This is a genomic window from Thermorudis peleae, assembly GCF_000744775.1.
Classification (GTDB): domain Bacteria; phylum Chloroflexota; class Chloroflexia; order Thermomicrobiales; family Thermomicrobiaceae; genus Thermorudis; species Thermorudis peleae.
The window spans coordinates 643,495-661,281 of the sequence record NZ_JQMP01000003.1 but is presented as its reverse complement, the minus strand read 5'-3'; the positions used below and the strand labels follow the sequence as shown (position 1 = coordinate 661,281).

Below are 17,787 nucleotides of genomic sequence, written 5' to 3'. Positions count from 1 at the left end.
GGCTACCCGCTGTTCATACTAGCAGCACGTGGCCGCGAGACAAAAGAATGTAAAGAATGTAAGGATGAGCATGGGACGGGATAAGCGGCAAATCCAGCGACGAACTCCTTACACAAGTCATCCAGTCACGCGGGCAGCAGTCTTCGCCGCAATGCACCGCCGCCGCACGAAACACGGCGTACCGTTCCTGCGCCTTGCCCTTGGCCTTCTGCTTGCGCTGCTACTGGGAACCCTCGTCACGACGGGCGTTGCAGCTGGAGCCGCCTTCGCCGGATGGCACTACCTCACCGATGATCTTCCCTCGCCTGAGCAGTTTGAAGCATTGCAGTTCCAAACCACCAAAATTTATGACCGTAACTGGCGTCTCCTTGCTGAGATTTCTGACCCGAATCTCGGCCGACGCACCGTTATTACGTATCAAGAGTTGATGGATCACATCGCTCAGCAACAAAACGATCCAACCAAGCCGCACCGTGCCTGGATTATTGATGCGACAATTGCTGCAGAAGATGCCACGTTTTGGACGAATCCCGGCGTCGATCCACGGGCCATTCTTCGAAGCTTCTTCACCAACATTTCCGGCGATGCGACATCTGGCGCCTCAACAATCACCCAGCAATTAGTGCGACTGCTCTATCCTGAGCGAATTGGCAACGAGCGGACGTATACCCGAAAGTTGCGTGAAGCGATTATGGCAGTTCGCTTCACGCAGCATTACACCAAGCAGCAGATTCTGGAAATGTATCTCAACAACGTGTATTACGGAAACCTGTCGTACGGCATTGATGCAGCATCACAGACCTACTTCAACAAATTTGCCTGGGAGCTGGACTTAGCCGAAGCTTCCATGCTTGCTGGGCTGCCTCAAGCACCAAGCCTCTACGACCCAACGCAAAACTATGACCTTGCGAAAGCGCGGCAACGCTACGTGCTGAATCGTATGGTACAACTCGGCATGATCACTCGAGCTGAAGCCGACGCAGCCTATGCCGAACCACTCTTTCCTCAGCGCGCCAAAGGGCAGTCTATTGAAGCGCCGCACTTCGTGAACTTTGTGCTCGAGCAACTCTCCGAGAAGTACGGGCGTGATGCTGCTTACCGCGGCGGTTTAATGGTGCGCACAACGCTCGACCTTGATATTCAGCACATGGCAGAGCAAGTCGTAGCCCAGCGCATCAAGCAGCTCGCGCCGTATCATGTCAACAATGGTGCCCTCGTCGCCATGCTGCCATGGAGCGGCGAAATTATTGCGATGGTCGGCAGTGCCGACTTCTACAATACGGCAATTGACGGCCAGGTCAACGTCACGACGCAGGAGCGCCAGCCGGGCAGCGCCATCAAACCGATTACGTACCTCACGGCCTTTGAAAAGCTTGGCTGGTATCCAGGAACGATTCTCTTTGATTACGAGAAGACCTGGAAGCTTCCGAGCGGGCCATATACACCACATAACTACACAAATCTTCACTACGGCGCTGTGACGGTTCGAGAAGCACTCGCAAATTCTTTGAACGTGCCTGCTGTTCAAGCAATCGATCAAGTCGGTGTACCGACGATGATTGAGATGGCACACAAGGTTGGCATTCGCACCGGCTTTTGGCGCGATCCTAGCTTCTACGGTCTAGCGATCACCCTTGGTGGAGGAGAAGTCAAGCCGATCGAGCTCACCAATGCCTTCGCAACGATTGCGAATAATGGTCGTTACGTGCCATACACGCCTTTCCTTGAGATCATCGCGCCAGGCAATCAAAAGGTGTACGAACTTGACCGTGCCCATGCGCTCGCCCATGGCGAACAAGTCGTTCGGCCTGAAAGCGCCTACATGATCACGAGTATCTTGAGTGACAATAACGCACGGGCCCTCGTCTTTGGCTTGCGCAACCCGCTTATCCTTCCAGAACTCGGCAATCGACCGGTTGCCGCCAAGACTGGTACAAGTGAGGACGCACGCGACCTCTGGACCGTTGGGTATACCACTGATGTCGTGGTGGGTGTGTGGGTGGGCAATACTGACAACAGTCCAACGCGCGGGCTTGATGGCGTAAGCAGCGCCGCCCTCATCTGGCACGACTTCATGGTTAAAGTCCATCAAGATCCGCAGCTTGCCAAGGCGCTGGCTGCTCCTGATGGCAAACCAATTGCACCAGACTTTGTCCGCCCCTCAGGCATTATTGAAGCCCCAGTCTGTGCTGCAACAGGCAAGCGACCAATACCTGGAGTACGCACGGTTATGGAAGTCATGCCCAAAGATGGTGGGCCACGATTGCGCTGCGACCAAGTCAATGCCTGGGAAGCGCAGGAATTGCGCGCAGCTCTTGCAACACCAAAGGGGATGACAGCGCAAGGACGTTCCCGCGTGCTCGCCTATGCAGCGATGGTGGGACGTGGCGGACCGGTCATTGATACAGAGCGACAACCGACAGCGACGCCACAGGTGAGCCTACCGCTACCGCCTGCCGTAACTCCATCACCAGGCGTGACACCAACACCGTTGCCGGCAATGCCAACGCCCAGTCCACCACGATCGCCAACTCCAACGGCGCCCCCGGGCTCACCAACACCAACGCCATAGCTGCTTTACTCACGTGAGAGGAGAGCCGCCCAAGCACTTGTGCTATACTGCACAAATGGGGTAGAGAGTGAGGAGTGTTGCCCATGCACTACGCGGTTATCGGCCTGCTGTTGATCACAGCGGCAATCATGGGCTCAGTGCTGTTAGTTGTCGGGCATTTTGTCCGTCCATCACGGCCGATTCCGGCAAAGTTGCAGCCATTTGAAAGTGGCGTCCCAGATGTGAAGCCGCCCCGATCACGCTACTCACCACGCTTTTACCTGGTTGCCTTGCTATTCGTCGTCTTTGATGTTGAAGCGCTCTTTCTCTATCCCTGGGCAGCAGCATTTGATGCGCTTCGCCTCTATGGTTACGTTGAAGCAGGCCTCTTCGTCCTTATCCTTCTGCTCGGTCTGCTCTATGAATGGCGGAAAGGAGCCCTCGAATGGGTGTAACCGCCGAGCCGCAAGCAGAACGAAACGTCTTCCTCACGACTGTTGATTGGCTCTTCAACTGGGGACGACGCTCAAGTCTCTGGTGGCTGCAATTCGGCCTAGCCTGTTGTGCAATTGAGATGATCAGCTCGGCTATGCCGCGCTTCGATATGGCCGAGCGCTTTGGCATGCTCTATCGCGCTTCACCACGCCAGGCCGATCTCATGTTTGTCGCTGGCACGGTCACCAAGAAGATGGCGCCGATCGTCCGCCAGCTCTATGACCAAATGGCTGATCCCAAGTGGGTCATTAGCATGGGCAGCTGCGCAAACGTTGGCGGCCCGTTTGACACGTACGCTGTCGTCCAGGGCGTCGATCAGGTGATTCCCGTCGACATCTACGTACCAGGATGCCCGCCCTTGCCAGAATCACTCTACTATGGGGTCCTTGAACTCCAGAACCGCATTATCCGCTACGATACGCTCAAGAAAAAGCACGGGCTTGAGGCCGCTGAGGCGTATCGACAAGAGCAGCGCGAGGCGGCCAAGGCCGCGCTCGGGCCGCGACGCTAGGAGGGATAGAGGCTGATGGAGCAGCAGGAGCACCCCGTGCCAGCTCCAGCGTCGGCCTCACGGGTTCCCTGGCAATGTGGCTGGTGGGGGCCGACTGATCCCGATCAACACCCAGCTGTCCAAGCCATTCGTGAACATTTCCCCGAAGCATTCGTTGAAGCAACGACGTTCCGCGACGAGATGACCATTCGTATTCAGCGAGAAGCCTTGCGTAATGTCGTCGCGTTTCTTCGTGAGAACCCCGCATTACGCTATAACCATCTGACCGATATTACCGCCGTTGACATGCTGTATCTGCGCGAAGCCCCGCGGTTTGACGTGGTTGTTCAGCTCTACTCAATCCCGCGGCGTCAACGTCTGCGCATTAAGTGCGGCGTGGAGGACGGCGAGACGGTGCCGTCACTCGTCCCGATCTTCGCCGGCGCAAACTGGTTTGAGCGCGAAGTGTTTGACATGTTCGGGATCGTTTTTGAGGGACACCCTGACCTCCGCCGTATCCTCTTACCCGAAGACTGGGACGAGGGACACCCGCTACGAAAAGACTATCCACTACGCGGGTATCGTGACTACGTGCAGCCGGGCTATGAGTCTCCTGTGCCGCGGATACACGGGCCATTGCGGAGGCTGTGAACGATGCTGGACTTTTCTCAGCCGACTCCAGTTGTCATTAGCGAGGAGCGGCAGCTTAGCGAGACACGGCGCGAACTTGTGCTCAATATGGGGCCACAGCACCCGAGTACGCACGGCGTGCTGCGCGTTCGCCTGACACTCGAGGGCGAAGTCGTAATCGCCTGTGATCCAGTCATCGGCTACCTGCACCGCGGCGTCGAGAAGCTCGGAGAAACACATCGCTACGCCCAAGTGGTGCCGTGGACTGATCGAACCGACTACGTTGCTGCCCCACTCAATAACTTGGGGTATGTTCTGGCTGTCGAGAAACTTTGCGGACTTGAGGTTCCTGAACGCGCCCAATACTGGCGCATGATCATGGCCGAATTGTCGCGCATTGCCTCGCACCTTGTCTGGCTCGGCACTCACGCACTCGACATTGGGGCGCTCTCGGTTTCGCTCTACACCTTCCGTGACCGCGAGCTCATCCTGGACATTTTTGAGAAGTTCTGCGGGGCGCGGCTCACGACAAACATGATGGAAATTGGCGGATTCTCGCGCGAAATCCCGCCTGACTTGCCGGATATGGTACGAGACTTTATTCGCTACTTCCCCTCAGCCATCCGGCAATACGAAGATTTACTAACCGAAAATCCAATTTGGCTCGCGCGCACGAAAGGGATCGGGGTCATCGAGCCAGAGGTTGCCATCAATTATGGGCTGACGGGAGCCTGCCTGCGAGGATCAGGTGTGAACTATGATGTGCGCAAGGCCAACCCGTACTTGCTCTATGACCGCGTCGAGTTCGACGTTCCTCTTGGCACGCACGGCGACGTCTATGATCGCTACCTTGTGCGTGTCGAAGAGATGCGGCAAGCCATCCGCATCATTGAGCAATGCCTCGAGCAAGTGCCGACTGATGGGCCGCTCATGGCACATGACTCACCCTATGTCATTCCGCCACATAAGAACGTCATGCGCACGGCGGAAGATATGCAGCGGCACTTCATTTGGGTCATCAAAGGGTTCTCGCCGCCAAAGGGCGAGGTCTATCACGCGATTGAGCATTCAAAGGGTGAACAGGGATACTACTTAGTGAGCGACGGATCGCCGATTCCCTATCGTATGCGCATTCGCTCGCCAGACTTTGTCAACCTACAGTCGCTCCCATACATGGCCCAGGGAGCGATGCTCGCTGACGTGGTTGCTCTGATTGGAACGATCGATATCGTGCTCGGCTCGGTCGATCGATAATGCCAGGCAAGGCTACGGCGCCGCGTCGTACCGCAAAGCACCAGTAGCTTGGCGCTGAGGCAAGTAGACAGTGAGGAGCACATGGACTGGATCGGGCTGCTCATCAGCTACATCTTCGGATTCATCGTGCTCAACGTGTTGTTGCTCTGCATGGCCTACATGACGTGGTTTGAGCGGCGTGTGCTGGCTCTCATGCAGCACCGTGTCGGGCCAAACCGCACCGGCCCTTTCGGCCTGCTCCAGCCAATTGCTGACGCAGTCAAGCTGCTGGCCAAAGAAGATATCGTGCCGGCCAATGCTGACCGATTGGTTTTCCTTGTTGCTCCACTGCTCTCGTTCATGCTTGCGCCGCTCGGTGCGCTTGTCATCCCGTTTGGGGACTCTCTTACCCTCTTTGGTCGGACAGTCCATCTCTACGTCACTGACATCAACATCGCGGTGCTCTACTTCCTTGCGCTTGGGTCGGTCGGCGTCTACGGCATTATTCTTGGCGGCTATGCATCAGGGAATCGTTACTCGATCCTCGGCGCCTTACGCTCCACGGCCCAGGTTATTAGCTATGAGCTCGTGCTTGGGCTGTCACTCGTCGGAATTTTCATCCTGACCGGCTCACTGAGCCTGGTTGATATCCTGCGGGAGCAGGAACAGACGTTGACACTTGGGCCGTTGCAACTGCCGAACTGGTTTATCCTGAGCCAGCCTTTGGCGTTTGTGCTTTTTCTCATCGCGGCCGTTGCCGAGACCAATCGTGCGCCTTTTGACCTGCCAGAGGCTGAAACTGAGTTGATCGCCGGCTATATCACTGAATATTCCGGATTCCGTTTCTCGTTCTACTTCTTAGCTGAGTACATTAACATGATCGTGGTTTCCCTCATGGCCTCAACACTCTTCCTTGGAGGTATTGACGGCCCCTTTGCCCGAGGAGTGTGGTGGCTCATCCTCAAAGCGCTCATCTTCCTGTTCTTCTACGTCTGGCTGCGGGCAACACTTCCGCGCTTTCGCTATGACCAGCTGATGGGGCTGGCCTGGAAAGTGCTGCTGCCCTTAGCCCTGCTGAACATCGCGCTTACCGGCTTGGTCCGGCTCTGGGGATTAGGATTGCTCTAATGCTGCAGTGGACACGAGCCGGGAAAAAGGAGGCACGGCAGCAATGAGCATTCAAGTGCTGGTGTTCTATTTGCTTGCAATTGTCTCCATCGGTGCAGCAGCCGGTGTAGTACTTGCCCGAAACCCTGTGCACAGCGCTATCGCGCTAATGGTCACGTTCATTAACGTGGCGGCGATTTATGTGATGCTCCGTGCGGAGTTCCTGGCTGTGGCACAAGTTATTGTCTATACTGGCGCAATCCTCGTCCTTGTGGTTTTCGTGCTTATGCTTGTCCAACAGCAGGATTTGCCGGAGTTTCATGGTGGGCGACCACTGCGCATCGCAACTGGCTTTGTGCTTGGCATCCTGCTACTCGCTGAGGTGTTGGCCGCCATTTTGACACGTTCGCTCCGCGGGCAACCGGGGCCTTGGACACCGGATGCAGTTGCAGCTGTCGGAGGCAACATTCAAGCGATCGGGCGCGAGCTGTACTCGGCATACACGTTACCAATCCAGGTGACAGCAATTGTTTTGCTCATGGCCACGATTGGCGCTATCTTCCTCGCACGTCCAGAGACACTTGCCGAGCGAATAGCCGCAGCACGACGTATTTTCACCATCTCCTTGGGCCACCCCAAAGGAACGGATCTCGGGCCGATTGGCGAGCTACCTGCGCCAAGTCAGGCCGAGCTTAAACCAGCGAGCTTTACGCGGCCCCTTATTCTCGCGAAGTCGGCTGACGAGTTCACCGAGCAGCCGGCATGGGGGGAGGTCGTTCGGCGATGACGCACCTCACGACGGCTCATTTTCTCTTCCTCAGCGCTGCCCTCTTCATTATCGGTATGGTTGGCGTCCTCACACGCCGTAACGTGCTGGTCATCTTTATGTCGATCGAGCTTATGCTCAACGCTGTCAACGTGAGTTTCATTGGCTTTGCCTGGGAACAGCAAGCGTTAACTGGCCAAGTCTTTGCACTCTTCATCATCGCCTTAGCAGCTGCGGAAGCGGTCATCGGACTTGGCATTATTGTGGCACTGAGCCGACGCCTCGATACCGTGGACATCGACGAGGTTCGGCAACTGCGTGAGTAAGGCAGGGGAGTAACGCAATGGCCGGGATTGCCCATTGGCTCTTTGTTATCCCGCTTGCACCACTCATTGCCGCGGTGCTCAATGCTCTCCTCGGGCGCTGGTGGATTCGCAAGCGTGCTCATTGGCTGGCGATCCCAGCTGTTGCAATAAGTTTTGTCCTCAGCCTCTTTGTCCTTGCTGCCGTCTCGGGCAGTGAGGAACCACTGCAACAGACACTCTATACCTGGATCCCCGCAGGTGATTTCCAGATCCCGGTTGCTTTCTCCGTCGACCATCTCGCGGCCATCATGCTTGTCGTCGTTACTGGAGTCAGCCTACTCGTTCATATCTATTCCATTGGCTATATGCACCATGATCCTGGTTATCCACGGTTCTTTGCCTGGCTTCCCTTATTCGTTTTCGCCATGCTCATCCTCGTCATGTCCAACAACTTCCTCCTACTCTTCTTCGGGTGGGAAGGGGTTGGTCTGTGTTCTTATTTGTTGATCGGTTTCTGGTTCCGACGGCGTTCAGCCGCACTCGCTGCCAAGAAAGCCTTCATCGTCAACCGCGTTGGCGACTTTGGCTTCGAGCTGGGTATTATGCTGCTGTTCCTTAAGACTGGTTCCTTGGTCTACCACGATGTCTTCGCCAAGTTGTCATCGCTTAGTCAAGGCACAGTGACGCTGATTGCACTCTTGCTCTTTATGGGGGCAATTGGTAAGTCAGCTCAGGTGCCGCTCTTTGTCTGGTTGCCAGATGCCATGGAAGGGCCGACGCCGGTCTCCGCACTGATCCACGCAGCGACAATGGTGACCGCCGGCATCTTCATGGTAGCACGGGCGCACCCGATCTTCCTGGCTGCCCCCACAGCGATGGAAGTTGTCAGCATCATCGGCGCGTTAACCGCCTTCATCGCTGCTACTATCGCGGTGACACAGTTTGACATTAAACGAGTCATCGCCTACTCGACTGTGAGCCAGCTTGGTTACATGGCGATGGGGCTGGGCGTTGGAGCCTGGAGCGCAGCGATCTTCCATCTCTTTACCCACGCCTTCTTTAAGGCACTGCTCTTCCTCGGATCAGGCAGCATCATGCACGCCCTTGAGGACGAACTTGACATGCGACGTATGGGCGGACTCAAGGCTGTGATGCCGCTGACATACTGGACGTTCGTGATCGGCGCGTTCGCCAACGCTGGGCTTGTGCCGTTCGCCGGATTCTGGAGCAAAGACGAGATCATCGTAGGATCGTGGGTCGGTGGCCATCCCTTCGTCGCAATTGTTGGCCTTGTCACTGCGTTCTTTACCGCACTCTACATGTTCCGCGCTGTCTTCCTAGCCTTCCATGGCGTGCCACGCTATGACCGCCACTTGCACCCGCACGATCCTTCGCTCTCTATGTCACTTCCGCTTCTGATCCTGGCCATAGGCTCACTCATTGCTGGATTCGTTGGCGTGCCGCCGGAACAGGGATGGATTCATCATTTCCTTGAACCAGTCTTCACCGACGCGACACCGCATGAGGCGAGCTTAAGCTTAACGATCGGTTTTGCAGTCATCTCAACACTCGTCGTGCTCGGCGGAATTTGGCTCGCCGCGGCACTCTACCTTCAGCGCAGCTTATCTCCAGAAGCACTTGCCCAACGACTTGGACCGCTCTATCAGCTCGCTGCGCACAAATGGTACTTCGATGAAATTTATGATCGGTTCATTGTGCAGCCTGGTTATGCACTGGCGCGAGGTCTCTGGCGCGGCGTTGATGTGGCGATTATCGATGGCGCGGTCAACGGAATGGCTCGAGTGGTAGCGGCTACGGCTCAAGCCTGGCGACGACTCCAAACGGGGCTGGTTGCAAACTACGCCCTCATCATCGCATTGGGGACGGTTATTATCGTCGGCGTCTACCTGGTGATGGGAAGCACATTGTTCCGGTAGGCGAGCACGAGCAGGGCAGCAGAGGGGCAAACCATGACACAACTGCCGGTGCTGACACTCACAGTTTTCACGCCACTCATTGGCGCACTGATCCTCTTCTTCTGGCCAAACGCGAGCCCGCGCATCACGCGGTGGATCGCGCTCATTGCGACCGCGCTTTCCCTCCTCTTCTCACTGGTCATGGTATTCGGTTTCAACCGCACGGCAAGCGGCATGCAGTTTGTTGAAGAGGTCAACTGGTTGCCAGCGCTTGGCATTGCCTATCGTCTTGGCGTCGACGGTATTAGCGCACCGCTCGTGCTGCTCACGACAGTGCTCAGCCTCATTGGCGTCATCGCCTCATGGGACCCTATCCAACGGCGCGTGCGTGCCTATTACATCGCCTACTTACTGCTCGCTACTGGTATGCTCGGGGTCTTCGTGAGCTTGGACCTTTTCCTGTTCTACATCTTCTGGGAAGTTATGCTCATTCCGATGGCATTGTTGATTGGCATCTGGGGCAGCGGAAACCGCGTTTATGCCGCAGTGAAGTTCTTCCTCTACACCCTAGCCGGTAGCTTGTTGATGCTTGTCGGGATCGTCTCGCTCTACCAAGCCTACTACCAGCAGACCGGCATACGAACGCTCGACATTTTGACGCTGACCCATGCCCATTACGACTCGAGTTTTCAGTTCTGGGCATTCCTCGCGTTCTTTTTCGCCTTCGCTATCAAGGTGCCGATGTGGCCATTCCATACCTGGCTGCCCGATGCCCACACCGAAGCCCCAACCGCTGGCTCACTCTTGCTCGCCGGCGTGTTGCTGAAAATGGGGGGATACGGCTTCTTACGCTTCAACTTGCCGCTCTTTCCAGATGCCACGAAGCGACTTGCCCCCGTCTTGCTTGTCCTGTCAGTTATTGCGATTCTCTACGGCGCACTCATGGCACTCGTTCAGGAAGACTTCAAGCGCCTCATTGCGTATTCATCAGTAAGCCACATGGGGTTTGCTACCCTGGGCATCTTTGCCCTCAATGCACAAGGGCTCTATGGCAGCATGATCGTGATGCTCAGCCATGGTGTTGTCACAGGTGCCCTGTTCTTGATTGTCGGCATCGTCTACGAGCGAGCCCATACTCGTGAGTTACGGGTTTTTGGTGGTCTTGCGCGGAACATGCCGATCTACGCCAGCTTCTTCGGACTGTTCACGTTCGCTTCCCTGGGATTACCGGGGCTCAGCGGCTTCGTCGGTGAGTTCCTCGCGATTCTTGGCGGCTTCCGCTATAATCGCTGGTTTGGAGCCATCGCGTTGCTGGTTGTTATTCTCTCAGCGTGGTACATGCTGCGTGTCTACCAGCGCGTGGCCTTAATTCGGGCACCGGGCGAGCCGCCGGATCCGGATGATCCCGAGCGCCGTACAGCCGAACTTGCGACACAGCCGATCGCTGGTGGAGCTGACACGCAGCACCATGATGCGCCCGACCCACGCACATTCCCTGATGTAACCTGGAAAGAGGCGCTGACGCTCATACCACTAGCTCTCGCGACAATATGGATCGGCATCTATCCCGGCTACTTCCTGCATTGGATGCAGCAAGCGATCACGCAGCTGGCAGCATTGTTCGGCAACATTGGGGTGTAAGGAGCGGAACTGTGCCACTGCAGTTGACGACACCACAATGGGGTTTGCTTGTTCCACCACTCGTTGTGCTTGCCACGATCATCGTCTTGCTCGCGGCTGATCTGTTCCTGCCGCGGACACGTCAGTCCATATTGACCGGTGTTGCGATTGTTGGCCTGACACTGGCATTGCTCTCGCTGGCAACAATTGACTGGACCGCTGGCCAGCGGACCTTCGGCGGGATGTATCGCGCCGATCCCTTCGCCTTCTTTGTGATGCTTATTGCCTTGGCGGCGGGAATCTTAGCCGTGCTCATCTCAGCAGGCTACGTTGAGTCGGGATTTGAACCAGGTGGCATGGCTCTTGCGGAATACCTCTCGCTCCTTCTCTTCTCAATTCTCGGCACGATGATTCTGGGTACAGCCGGTGATCTCCTGATGGTGTTGCTTGGCTTAGAGATGAGCTCTCTGGCCGTCTATACGCTAACGGCCTTTGCACGGCGGCGATCAACTTCGCTGGAGGCAGCGCTGAAGTACTTCCTGCTCGGTGCGTTTGCCACAGCGCTGCTGGTCTATGGCATGGCTTGGACATATGGCCTCACCGGCAGCATCATGCTGGACGACATCGCGGCAGCGTTACAACGTGCGGTGGGCAACGGAGGGCGTGTCGAAGCCTCGGTCCTACTTGCCCTCCTGTTGCTTGCCGTCGGGCTAGGATTCAAAGTCGCTGCAGTGCCATTTCACATGTGGACTCCAGATGCCTACCAAGGAGCACCAACGCCAATATCCGGTTACATGTCCTCGGTACCAAAGCTGGCAGGTTTTGCGGCCATGGCACGCATCTTTGTCGAAGGGCTTGCGCCACTCCGCCAGGAATGGCTCACCCTTATTGCGATCCTGGCCTTGATCACGATGGTCTATGGCAATGTCGTCGCCATCGCGCAGCGCGATATCAAGCGTATGCTCGGATACTCTTCAATCGGGCATACGGGGTACATGCTCGCTGGCCTAGCAGCCTTTACGCGCGTTCAGCCGGGAGACCATAGTGTCGGAAGTCTGCTCTTCTATCTGCTTGCGTATGCCTTCATGAACATTGGTGCATTCGGCGCAGTGGCGTGGCTCCAGGAGCGCGGATATGGCACGACACTCGATGACTTTGCGGGACTTGCCGGGCGCAGCCCGCTCGCTGCCATTGCCATGAGCGTGTTCATGCTCTCCTTGATGGGTCTGCCACCGCTGGTTGGCTTCTATGCCAAGTACTACGTGATTGTAGCGCTGATTGAAGCAAATCTCCTCTGGCTGGCTGTCGCCATTGTCATCATGAGCGCAGTATCAGCATTCTTCTACCTGCGCGTTGTCGCCGTGATGTGGTTTAGCGAGCCGAGTCAGACCTGGCAGGCCGTGCGCACACCGCTGCTTGGCTTAGGTCTTGCCCTCATGGTGCTCGGCAACATTGCACTGGGGATTTTCTCAGGCCCGGTACTGGATCTTGCACAGCGCTGGGTGCAAGCATTTGCCTAGCCAGGTATCATGCCTGACGATGTTCACCACGGCGCGTGCGCCGTCGTGCTGACTGTATCGTTCCGTCAATCGGCAGCTTGCCAGGCTTCCAGTCCTTTTGCCAGACATCGCCACGATCATGCACCCGTTGCAGGACAGCCTGCCACGTAAACTGCTCGGGGCGGATCTGTCCGCCTTCAACCTCTTCCCACGTCAAGGGCGTTGAAACCGGCGCCCCGGGACGCGCACGCAAGGTATAGGGGGCAGCAGTATTCCGAGCAACACTATTTTGCGCAGCATCGAGCGTGATCCGTTCGTCCTCGTCGTGCGTCGCGCCATCGGGCGGCGCAAAGAGCGTTGCATATTCTCGGCTCAGTTCCTCAGCGAGATATGCTACCCACGTGCGAAGCATATCAACGTGATATCGCGGCTCGATCGGTGCCCACAGGTGCAGACCAGAGCCGCCACTCGTCTTCGGCAATGCCGGCACTCCAAGCGAAGCAAGCCGTTGACGTAGGACAAGTGCAGCCTCAATAACCCGATCAAAGCCTGCACGCGGACCGGGATCAAGATCAAAGACGACCCAATCAGGGAATTCAGGACGATCAGCTGGCGCTGCCCAGACATGCACTTCAAGCGCACCACGATTGACGAACCAGAGCAGACCAGCTGCATCATCGATAAGCGGCACGACCCGTTCCGCTTCCTCAGTCACAGGATGATAGTGAGCAGTCCGAATCCAGGCTGGCATTGACTCGGGAGCATTTCGCAGGTAAAAGCCCTGACCGGTAATGCCGTCAGGGAAAAGGCGCAAGACAACGGGATGATTGCGCAGGTAAGGGAGCAAAACAGGGGCTATAGTACGGTAGTACGCAAGCACATCGCGCTTGGTCATACCATCATCCGGCCAAAGCACCTTATCAAGATGCGTCACCGTTAATTCATGGCCGTCAACGTGCCAGGTCTCTTGCCGCTCCTGCTCTCTCGGCATCTTATCCCCTCTGCTCTATCCAGCGTCATCTTCGAGCGTAACAGATGTGCCACCCTTGCGCACAATCAACAGCAACGCCTATGCTGTCCCCACAGGGAATGATCAATAACACTACAGTAGCATTTCAGGAAGGTATCCTGAAAGGGTATTGGGAATGCATGCAGAACACTTTCGCCTGAGGCAGACGACCGCAGCTGATTTCCCTATTATTGCCCGTATGTGGAATGCACACTACGGCGAGCGATATCCTCTTGAGCCATCAGTGCTCGCACAATTAGCCCGCACGCCATGGTATGACCCAGCGCTTGCGTGGATCGCCGAGTATAACGACGATGTTGTGGGAGCCATTGCAGGCAAAGCGCCAACCGTCCCCTGGCTTCCACCGGATCTTGGGTTTCTCAGCTACATCATTGTCGATCCCGCAGTGCAGCGCCGTGGTATCGGCTCGGCGCTCTATACCACGCTCGTTGAGGCAATCCGAGCACGCGGTCGCCGCTGGCTCCTGGTTGGGGGTGATCCTGGCCATCTCGTTCCAGGGATCCCGCTTGAAGCGTCTCTCGCGACCTGGCGCTTCTTCTGCAGCCGCGGTGCGACACTCCGCGAGGTCTTCTTTGACCTGCTCCTCGACTTGCGCCTACCGCTTCCTGGCACACTACCAGAAACAACAACGCTTGAGCCAGTAGACGCAGCGCATCTGCTGCCATTCTTAGCTCGTGTCTTCCCCGGACGCTGGGAAGCGGATATGGAACAGTACCTGCAAGTTGGGGGAACAGTGCTTGGCCTCTGGACAAAGCGCAAGCTCATTGGTTTTGTCGCCGTCTATGTTTCAGGGCAATCGTATCGTGGCCCGAGTCAATATTGGGCCCAGGCCTTGCCAGGACCGGCTGGCGGCATGGGGCCGCTTGGTCTTGCTCCCGAAGCACGCGGCAAAGGACTCGGCATCGCGCTCGTTCGCGGAGCAGCGCAATGGCTGCGAGAGCATGGCTGCACGTTCGCCGTGATCGATTGGACCAAACTTGCTTCATTCTATGGTCGACTCGGCGCACACCTCTGGCGAGCGTATCAATCAGTCGTCCTCCCCTTGCCTGACACACTAGGACACAAGTGAAGGGCGAACGTGGGCACGAACGACACTCGCGAGGCGCTCAACGCCTGGGACAATCTGTTCCTCTGGCAAGGTTGAGAAGCCAAGTCGCATGCTTGGTTGGGGGGTACGCTCCGTAAAGAATGCAGAGCCTGGCACGTAGACAACGCCAGCCTCAGCGCACTTGGGCAAGAGCGCATCAGTGTCTGTATTTTGCGGCAACTCCAACCAGAGGAAAAACCCACCGCCGGGTATCGTCCAACGCGCCCAACCGGTGAGCTGCTCAGCCAAGGCACGTTCAAGCATCTGGCAGCGGCGGCGATAGACTGGACGAACACTCGCGACATGCTCAGTGTACCAGCCCACAGCAAGCAGCCGGGCTATGGAGCGCTGATGCAAACGATCGGCTTGACAGTCAATACTCTCCTTAATATCGGTCAACGTGCCAATCAATTCACGTGGGGCAACGAGCCAGCCGATGCGGAGCCCCGGCGCAATGGACTTCGAGAAGGTTCCGACGAAAAAGACGTCAGGATGATATGCTCGCAGCGGTGGTGGCGGTGGAGCATCAAACCATAGTTCCCCATAGGGATCATCCTCGATGACCGCGACACCATAGTGGTCAGCTAACGCGACAAGTTCAGCCCGTCGTTCAGCGGTCAAGGTCACACCGGTAGGATTCTGAAACGTCGGGACAAGGTAGAGCAGCTTCGGACGTGGCTGACGCGCAAGTGCATCTTCCAGCATATCAAGGCGAATACCGTATTCATCGAGTGGAATAGCTTCGATCTGTACGTCATATGGCTCGAAGACCTGAAGCGCACCGAAATAGGTCGGACCTTCGACGAGCACACGGTCGCCCGGCTCAAGCAACAGCCGCGCCAAGACATCAATTGCTTGCTGGGCGCCATTTGTGATCAGCACTTCTTCAGCCGAGAGGCAGACGCCGCGTTCAGCGAGGAGCCTTGCAATCTGCTCACGCAGTGGTTCATATCCTTGCGGATCGCCATACCAAAGGGCTTCTGGCTCGGCATCCCAAGCGGCGTTCAAGGCAGTAAGGAGTGCAGTCGTTGGCAAACACTCACGCGGTGGTGTGCCACCGGTAAACGCAATCCACTGTGCAGCGTCACCGGGTAGAGCGTCGTAGTCAATACAGACGGACGGGTGAAAACGCTTGGCCCGAGCAGCGACGCGATCAGCCCAGCGGTTCATTGCTCCTCCGGATCAACTACTACGATCTCAAGCCGCTTGTTGGCACGTCCCTTCGAACGCGTGCCAATCACCCGGATGCCCCCAATTTCACGGGTGTTATGGACATGGGTGCCACCATCCGCTTGCAGATCCAGTCCAACGATCTCAACAATCCGAATTTCGCGAAGATCAGGAGGAAGGAGATTGACCTTTGTACGAATCAAGTCCGGAATACGCTCTGCCTCTTCGCGTGACACCGTCCACCATTGCACAGGCAAGCCTCGAGCAATGGCGTCGTTTGCCAACCGCTCGATCCGAGTTACGCGCTCGGGATTAAGATCTTCGAGTTCAAAGTCCATGCGCGCTTTATCAACATCCATGTTGCCGCCCGTGACCAGCGCGCCATACTCGCGGAAGACGACACCACAGAGGACATGGAGCGCAGTGTGGGTACGCATGAGCCGATAGCGGCGATCCCAGTCGATTTCACCCTGAACCTTCGTGCCGACAGGTGGCACCGGTGCATGATCAAGGAGATGAACAACTTCACCAGGAGTGAGACCACGGCGCAGTGATATGACACGCCAAACAGCGTCACCAGCCCGCAGCCAACCAACATCGTGCGGTTGACCACCACCACCGGGGTAGAAGGCCGTCCGATCTAACACGACGCCTTGGTCGGGTGTAACCGCGACCACTGTCGCGTCGAACACACGGAGATAGCTGTCATCGAGATACAGTAACGTAGTCATACCCGGTTCTCCTGCATCTCGTACACTCCCGCTGATCTTAGCGAGCACAACGGTGCCTCTGCAACCTCATTGTTCCAGCATGGGGACGTGGGGCTTCCTCGCTTCATTCATACATGCATTAGGTTCTTCTTGCCCGAACTCGCAATCGGGAAATGCACGCAGGACTGCGTGTGCAGACAAGGTCAGCACTGCACGTCGATAGGCAAGACACGAGCGAGGCAGCGCTTGTGAGCAGGCAATGCTCTGCACAGCTGGCTATGGTGCCTGTGCAAGTTCTTGCTGGGCACGCTGTAGTAACGCCACGACTTCATCGTCGTCAAGCTGTCGGAAGTCTTCGTACCACGCGCCGACGCCGTCAAGGGGATCAGGGGTCAGCAGGACAACGAGGTCATCGACCTGCGGAGCGAGTTGCTCGACGGCCTGGGGTGGGGCCACTGGCAGGGCAGCGATGAGGCGAGCCGGATGCTGCTCTTTGACCGCAGCAATCGCGCCGAGCATGGTAAAGCCGGTTGCGACGCCATCATCGACGATAATGGCCGTGCGACCTGTGAGATCAGGTAACGGGCGGCCACCCCGGTAGCGCTGTCGGCGTCGCATGAGTTCAGCGCTGAGCTCTCGGACAGCACGAGCAATGTAGTCAGGTGTTGCAATACCCAGTTCCAGCTCCTGGCGATTCACTGAGACGAATCCATTCTCTGCAACGACGCCAATGGCATATTCGGGGTTGAACGGCGCACCGATTTTGCGGGTCAGAATCACATCAAGGGGCAACTGCAGTATGCGAGCAATTTCATAGCCGACAAGCACACCGCCGCGCGGCAGCGCCAGGACGATACCACGCTCGATCGGCAATTCACGTAAACGTTCGGCTAAGCGTTGGCCTGCTTCGGCACGGTCCCGAAACCGCTGTGGCTCGTTCATCCACGCCCCCACCCCACCGCTGCTGCCACGGCCGGCTCCACGCTTGTCTCTACCCAATGGGGTCTATTGTAGACGATAGAGCCGCCTTGGTCGACGAACGGCTGCATTTTGTGCAGAATTTGCCAAGCGCTCAGTATGATTGAGTAGCCGCCTTGTGCGTGCAAGCCAAGCGGCCAGCCAGGGCGATCAATGAGATAAGGGAGTCATCGGGCAGGCCGATGGGACAAAGGGGCAGA

At 56.9% G+C, this 17,787-nt stretch carries 16 protein-coding genes; 12 read left to right on the top strand and 4 right to left on the bottom strand.

Annotation, left to right across the window (positions count from 1 at the left end):
* Positions 1–70 precede the first annotated feature (70 nt).
* The 11 genes from N675_RS14725 (at position 71) to N675_RS05995 (ending at position 12,633) form a co-directional block, all read left to right on the top strand.
* Entirely contained in the window at positions 71–2,572 is a 2,502-nt protein-coding gene (locus N675_RS14725; RefSeq protein ID WP_277870632.1) for a transglycosylase domain-containing protein, read from the top strand.
* A gap of 83 nt (positions 2,573–2,655) precedes the next feature.
* Entirely contained in the window at positions 2,656–3,006 is a 351-nt protein-coding gene (locus N675_RS06040) for an NADH-quinone oxidoreductase subunit A (protein WP_038038544.1), read from the top strand.
* On the top strand, positions 2,997–3,557 hold the full coding sequence (locus N675_RS06035; RefSeq protein ID WP_038038542.1) for a NuoB/complex I 20 kDa subunit family protein: 561 nt from the start codon (positions 2,997–2,999) through the stop codon (positions 3,555–3,557). Before N675_RS06040 ends, N675_RS06035 begins: the two co-directional genes overlap by 10 nt.
* A gap of 15 nt (positions 3,558–3,572) precedes the next feature.
* Complete coding sequence (locus N675_RS14300; RefSeq protein WP_051914288.1) at positions 3,573–4,187, top strand: NADH-quinone oxidoreductase subunit C; 615 nt, start codon at positions 3,573–3,575, stop codon at positions 4,185–4,187.
* Between the two features lie 3 nt (positions 4,188–4,190).
* Positions 4,191–5,420: an NADH dehydrogenase (quinone) subunit D gene (gene nuoD / locus N675_RS06025; RefSeq protein ID WP_156100828.1), complete on the top strand. Its 1,230-nt coding sequence runs from the start codon at positions 4,191–4,193 to the stop codon at positions 5,418–5,420.
* A gap of 81 nt (positions 5,421–5,501) precedes the next feature.
* Positions 5,502–6,527, top strand: coding sequence for an NADH-quinone oxidoreductase subunit NuoH (gene nuoH, locus N675_RS06020; protein WP_038038541.1), 1,026 nt, complete (start codon positions 5,502–5,504; stop codon positions 6,525–6,527).
* A gap of 43 nt (positions 6,528–6,570) precedes the next feature.
* On the top strand, positions 6,571–7,293 hold the full coding sequence (locus N675_RS06015; RefSeq protein ID WP_038038539.1) for an NADH-quinone oxidoreductase subunit J family protein: 723 nt from the start codon (positions 6,571–6,573) through the stop codon (positions 7,291–7,293).
* A complete protein-coding gene (gene nuoK / locus N675_RS06010; protein WP_038038538.1) occupies positions 7,290–7,598 on the top strand; it encodes an NADH-quinone oxidoreductase subunit NuoK in 309 nt (102 codons plus the stop codon). The genes N675_RS06015 and nuoK overlap by 4 nt, the downstream gene beginning before the upstream one ends.
* A 17-nt stretch (positions 7,599–7,615) precedes the next feature.
* Positions 7,616–9,514 (top strand): NADH-quinone oxidoreductase subunit L, encoded by a 1,899-nt coding sequence (nuoL, locus tag N675_RS06005; protein ID WP_038038536.1) that lies wholly within the window; start codon positions 7,616–7,618, stop codon positions 9,512–9,514.
* A 33-nt stretch (positions 9,515–9,547) separates the two neighbouring features.
* On the top strand, positions 9,548–11,134 hold the full coding sequence (locus N675_RS06000; RefSeq protein WP_038038535.1) for a complex I subunit 4 family protein: 1,587 nt from the start codon (positions 9,548–9,550) through the stop codon (positions 11,132–11,134).
* 11 nt (positions 11,135–11,145) lie between these two features.
* Entirely contained in the window at positions 11,146–12,633 is a 1,488-nt protein-coding gene (locus tag N675_RS05995) for an NADH-quinone oxidoreductase subunit N (protein WP_051914286.1), read from the top strand.
* Positions 12,634–12,640: 7 nt separating this feature from the next.
* On the opposite strand, the gene ligD is transcribed toward N675_RS05995, so the two are convergent.
* Positions 12,641–13,603, bottom strand: a complete 963-nt coding sequence (ligD, locus tag N675_RS05990; protein ID WP_051914285.1) for a non-homologous end-joining DNA ligase — start codon at positions 13,601–13,603, stop codon at positions 12,641–12,643.
* Between the two features lie 154 nt (positions 13,604–13,757).
* Here ligD and N675_RS05985 point away from each other — a divergent pair, with 154 nt between their 5' ends.
* A complete protein-coding gene (locus N675_RS05985) occupies positions 13,758–14,711 on the top strand; it encodes a GNAT family N-acetyltransferase (protein WP_038038534.1) in 954 nt (317 codons plus the stop codon).
* Here the strand turns inward: N675_RS05985 and N675_RS05980 are convergent.
* From N675_RS05980 to N675_RS05970, 3 genes are all read right to left on the bottom strand, one after another.
* Entirely contained in the window at positions 14,697–15,899 is a 1,203-nt protein-coding gene (locus N675_RS05980; RefSeq protein ID WP_038038533.1) for an aminotransferase-like domain-containing protein, read from the bottom strand. The two genes, N675_RS05985 and N675_RS05980, sit on opposite strands and share 15 nt — an antisense overlap.
* On the bottom strand, positions 15,896–16,630 hold the full coding sequence (gene alaXM, locus N675_RS05975; protein WP_038038531.1) for an alanyl-tRNA editing protein AlaXM: 735 nt from the start codon (positions 16,628–16,630) through the stop codon (positions 15,896–15,898). The genes N675_RS05980 and alaXM overlap by 4 nt, the downstream gene beginning before the upstream one ends.
* A gap of 255 nt (positions 16,631–16,885) precedes the next feature.
* Positions 16,886–17,551, bottom strand: a complete 666-nt coding sequence (locus N675_RS05970; protein WP_038038530.1) for a phosphoribosyltransferase — start codon at positions 17,549–17,551, stop codon at positions 16,886–16,888.
* Positions 17,552–17,787 lie beyond the last annotated feature (236 nt).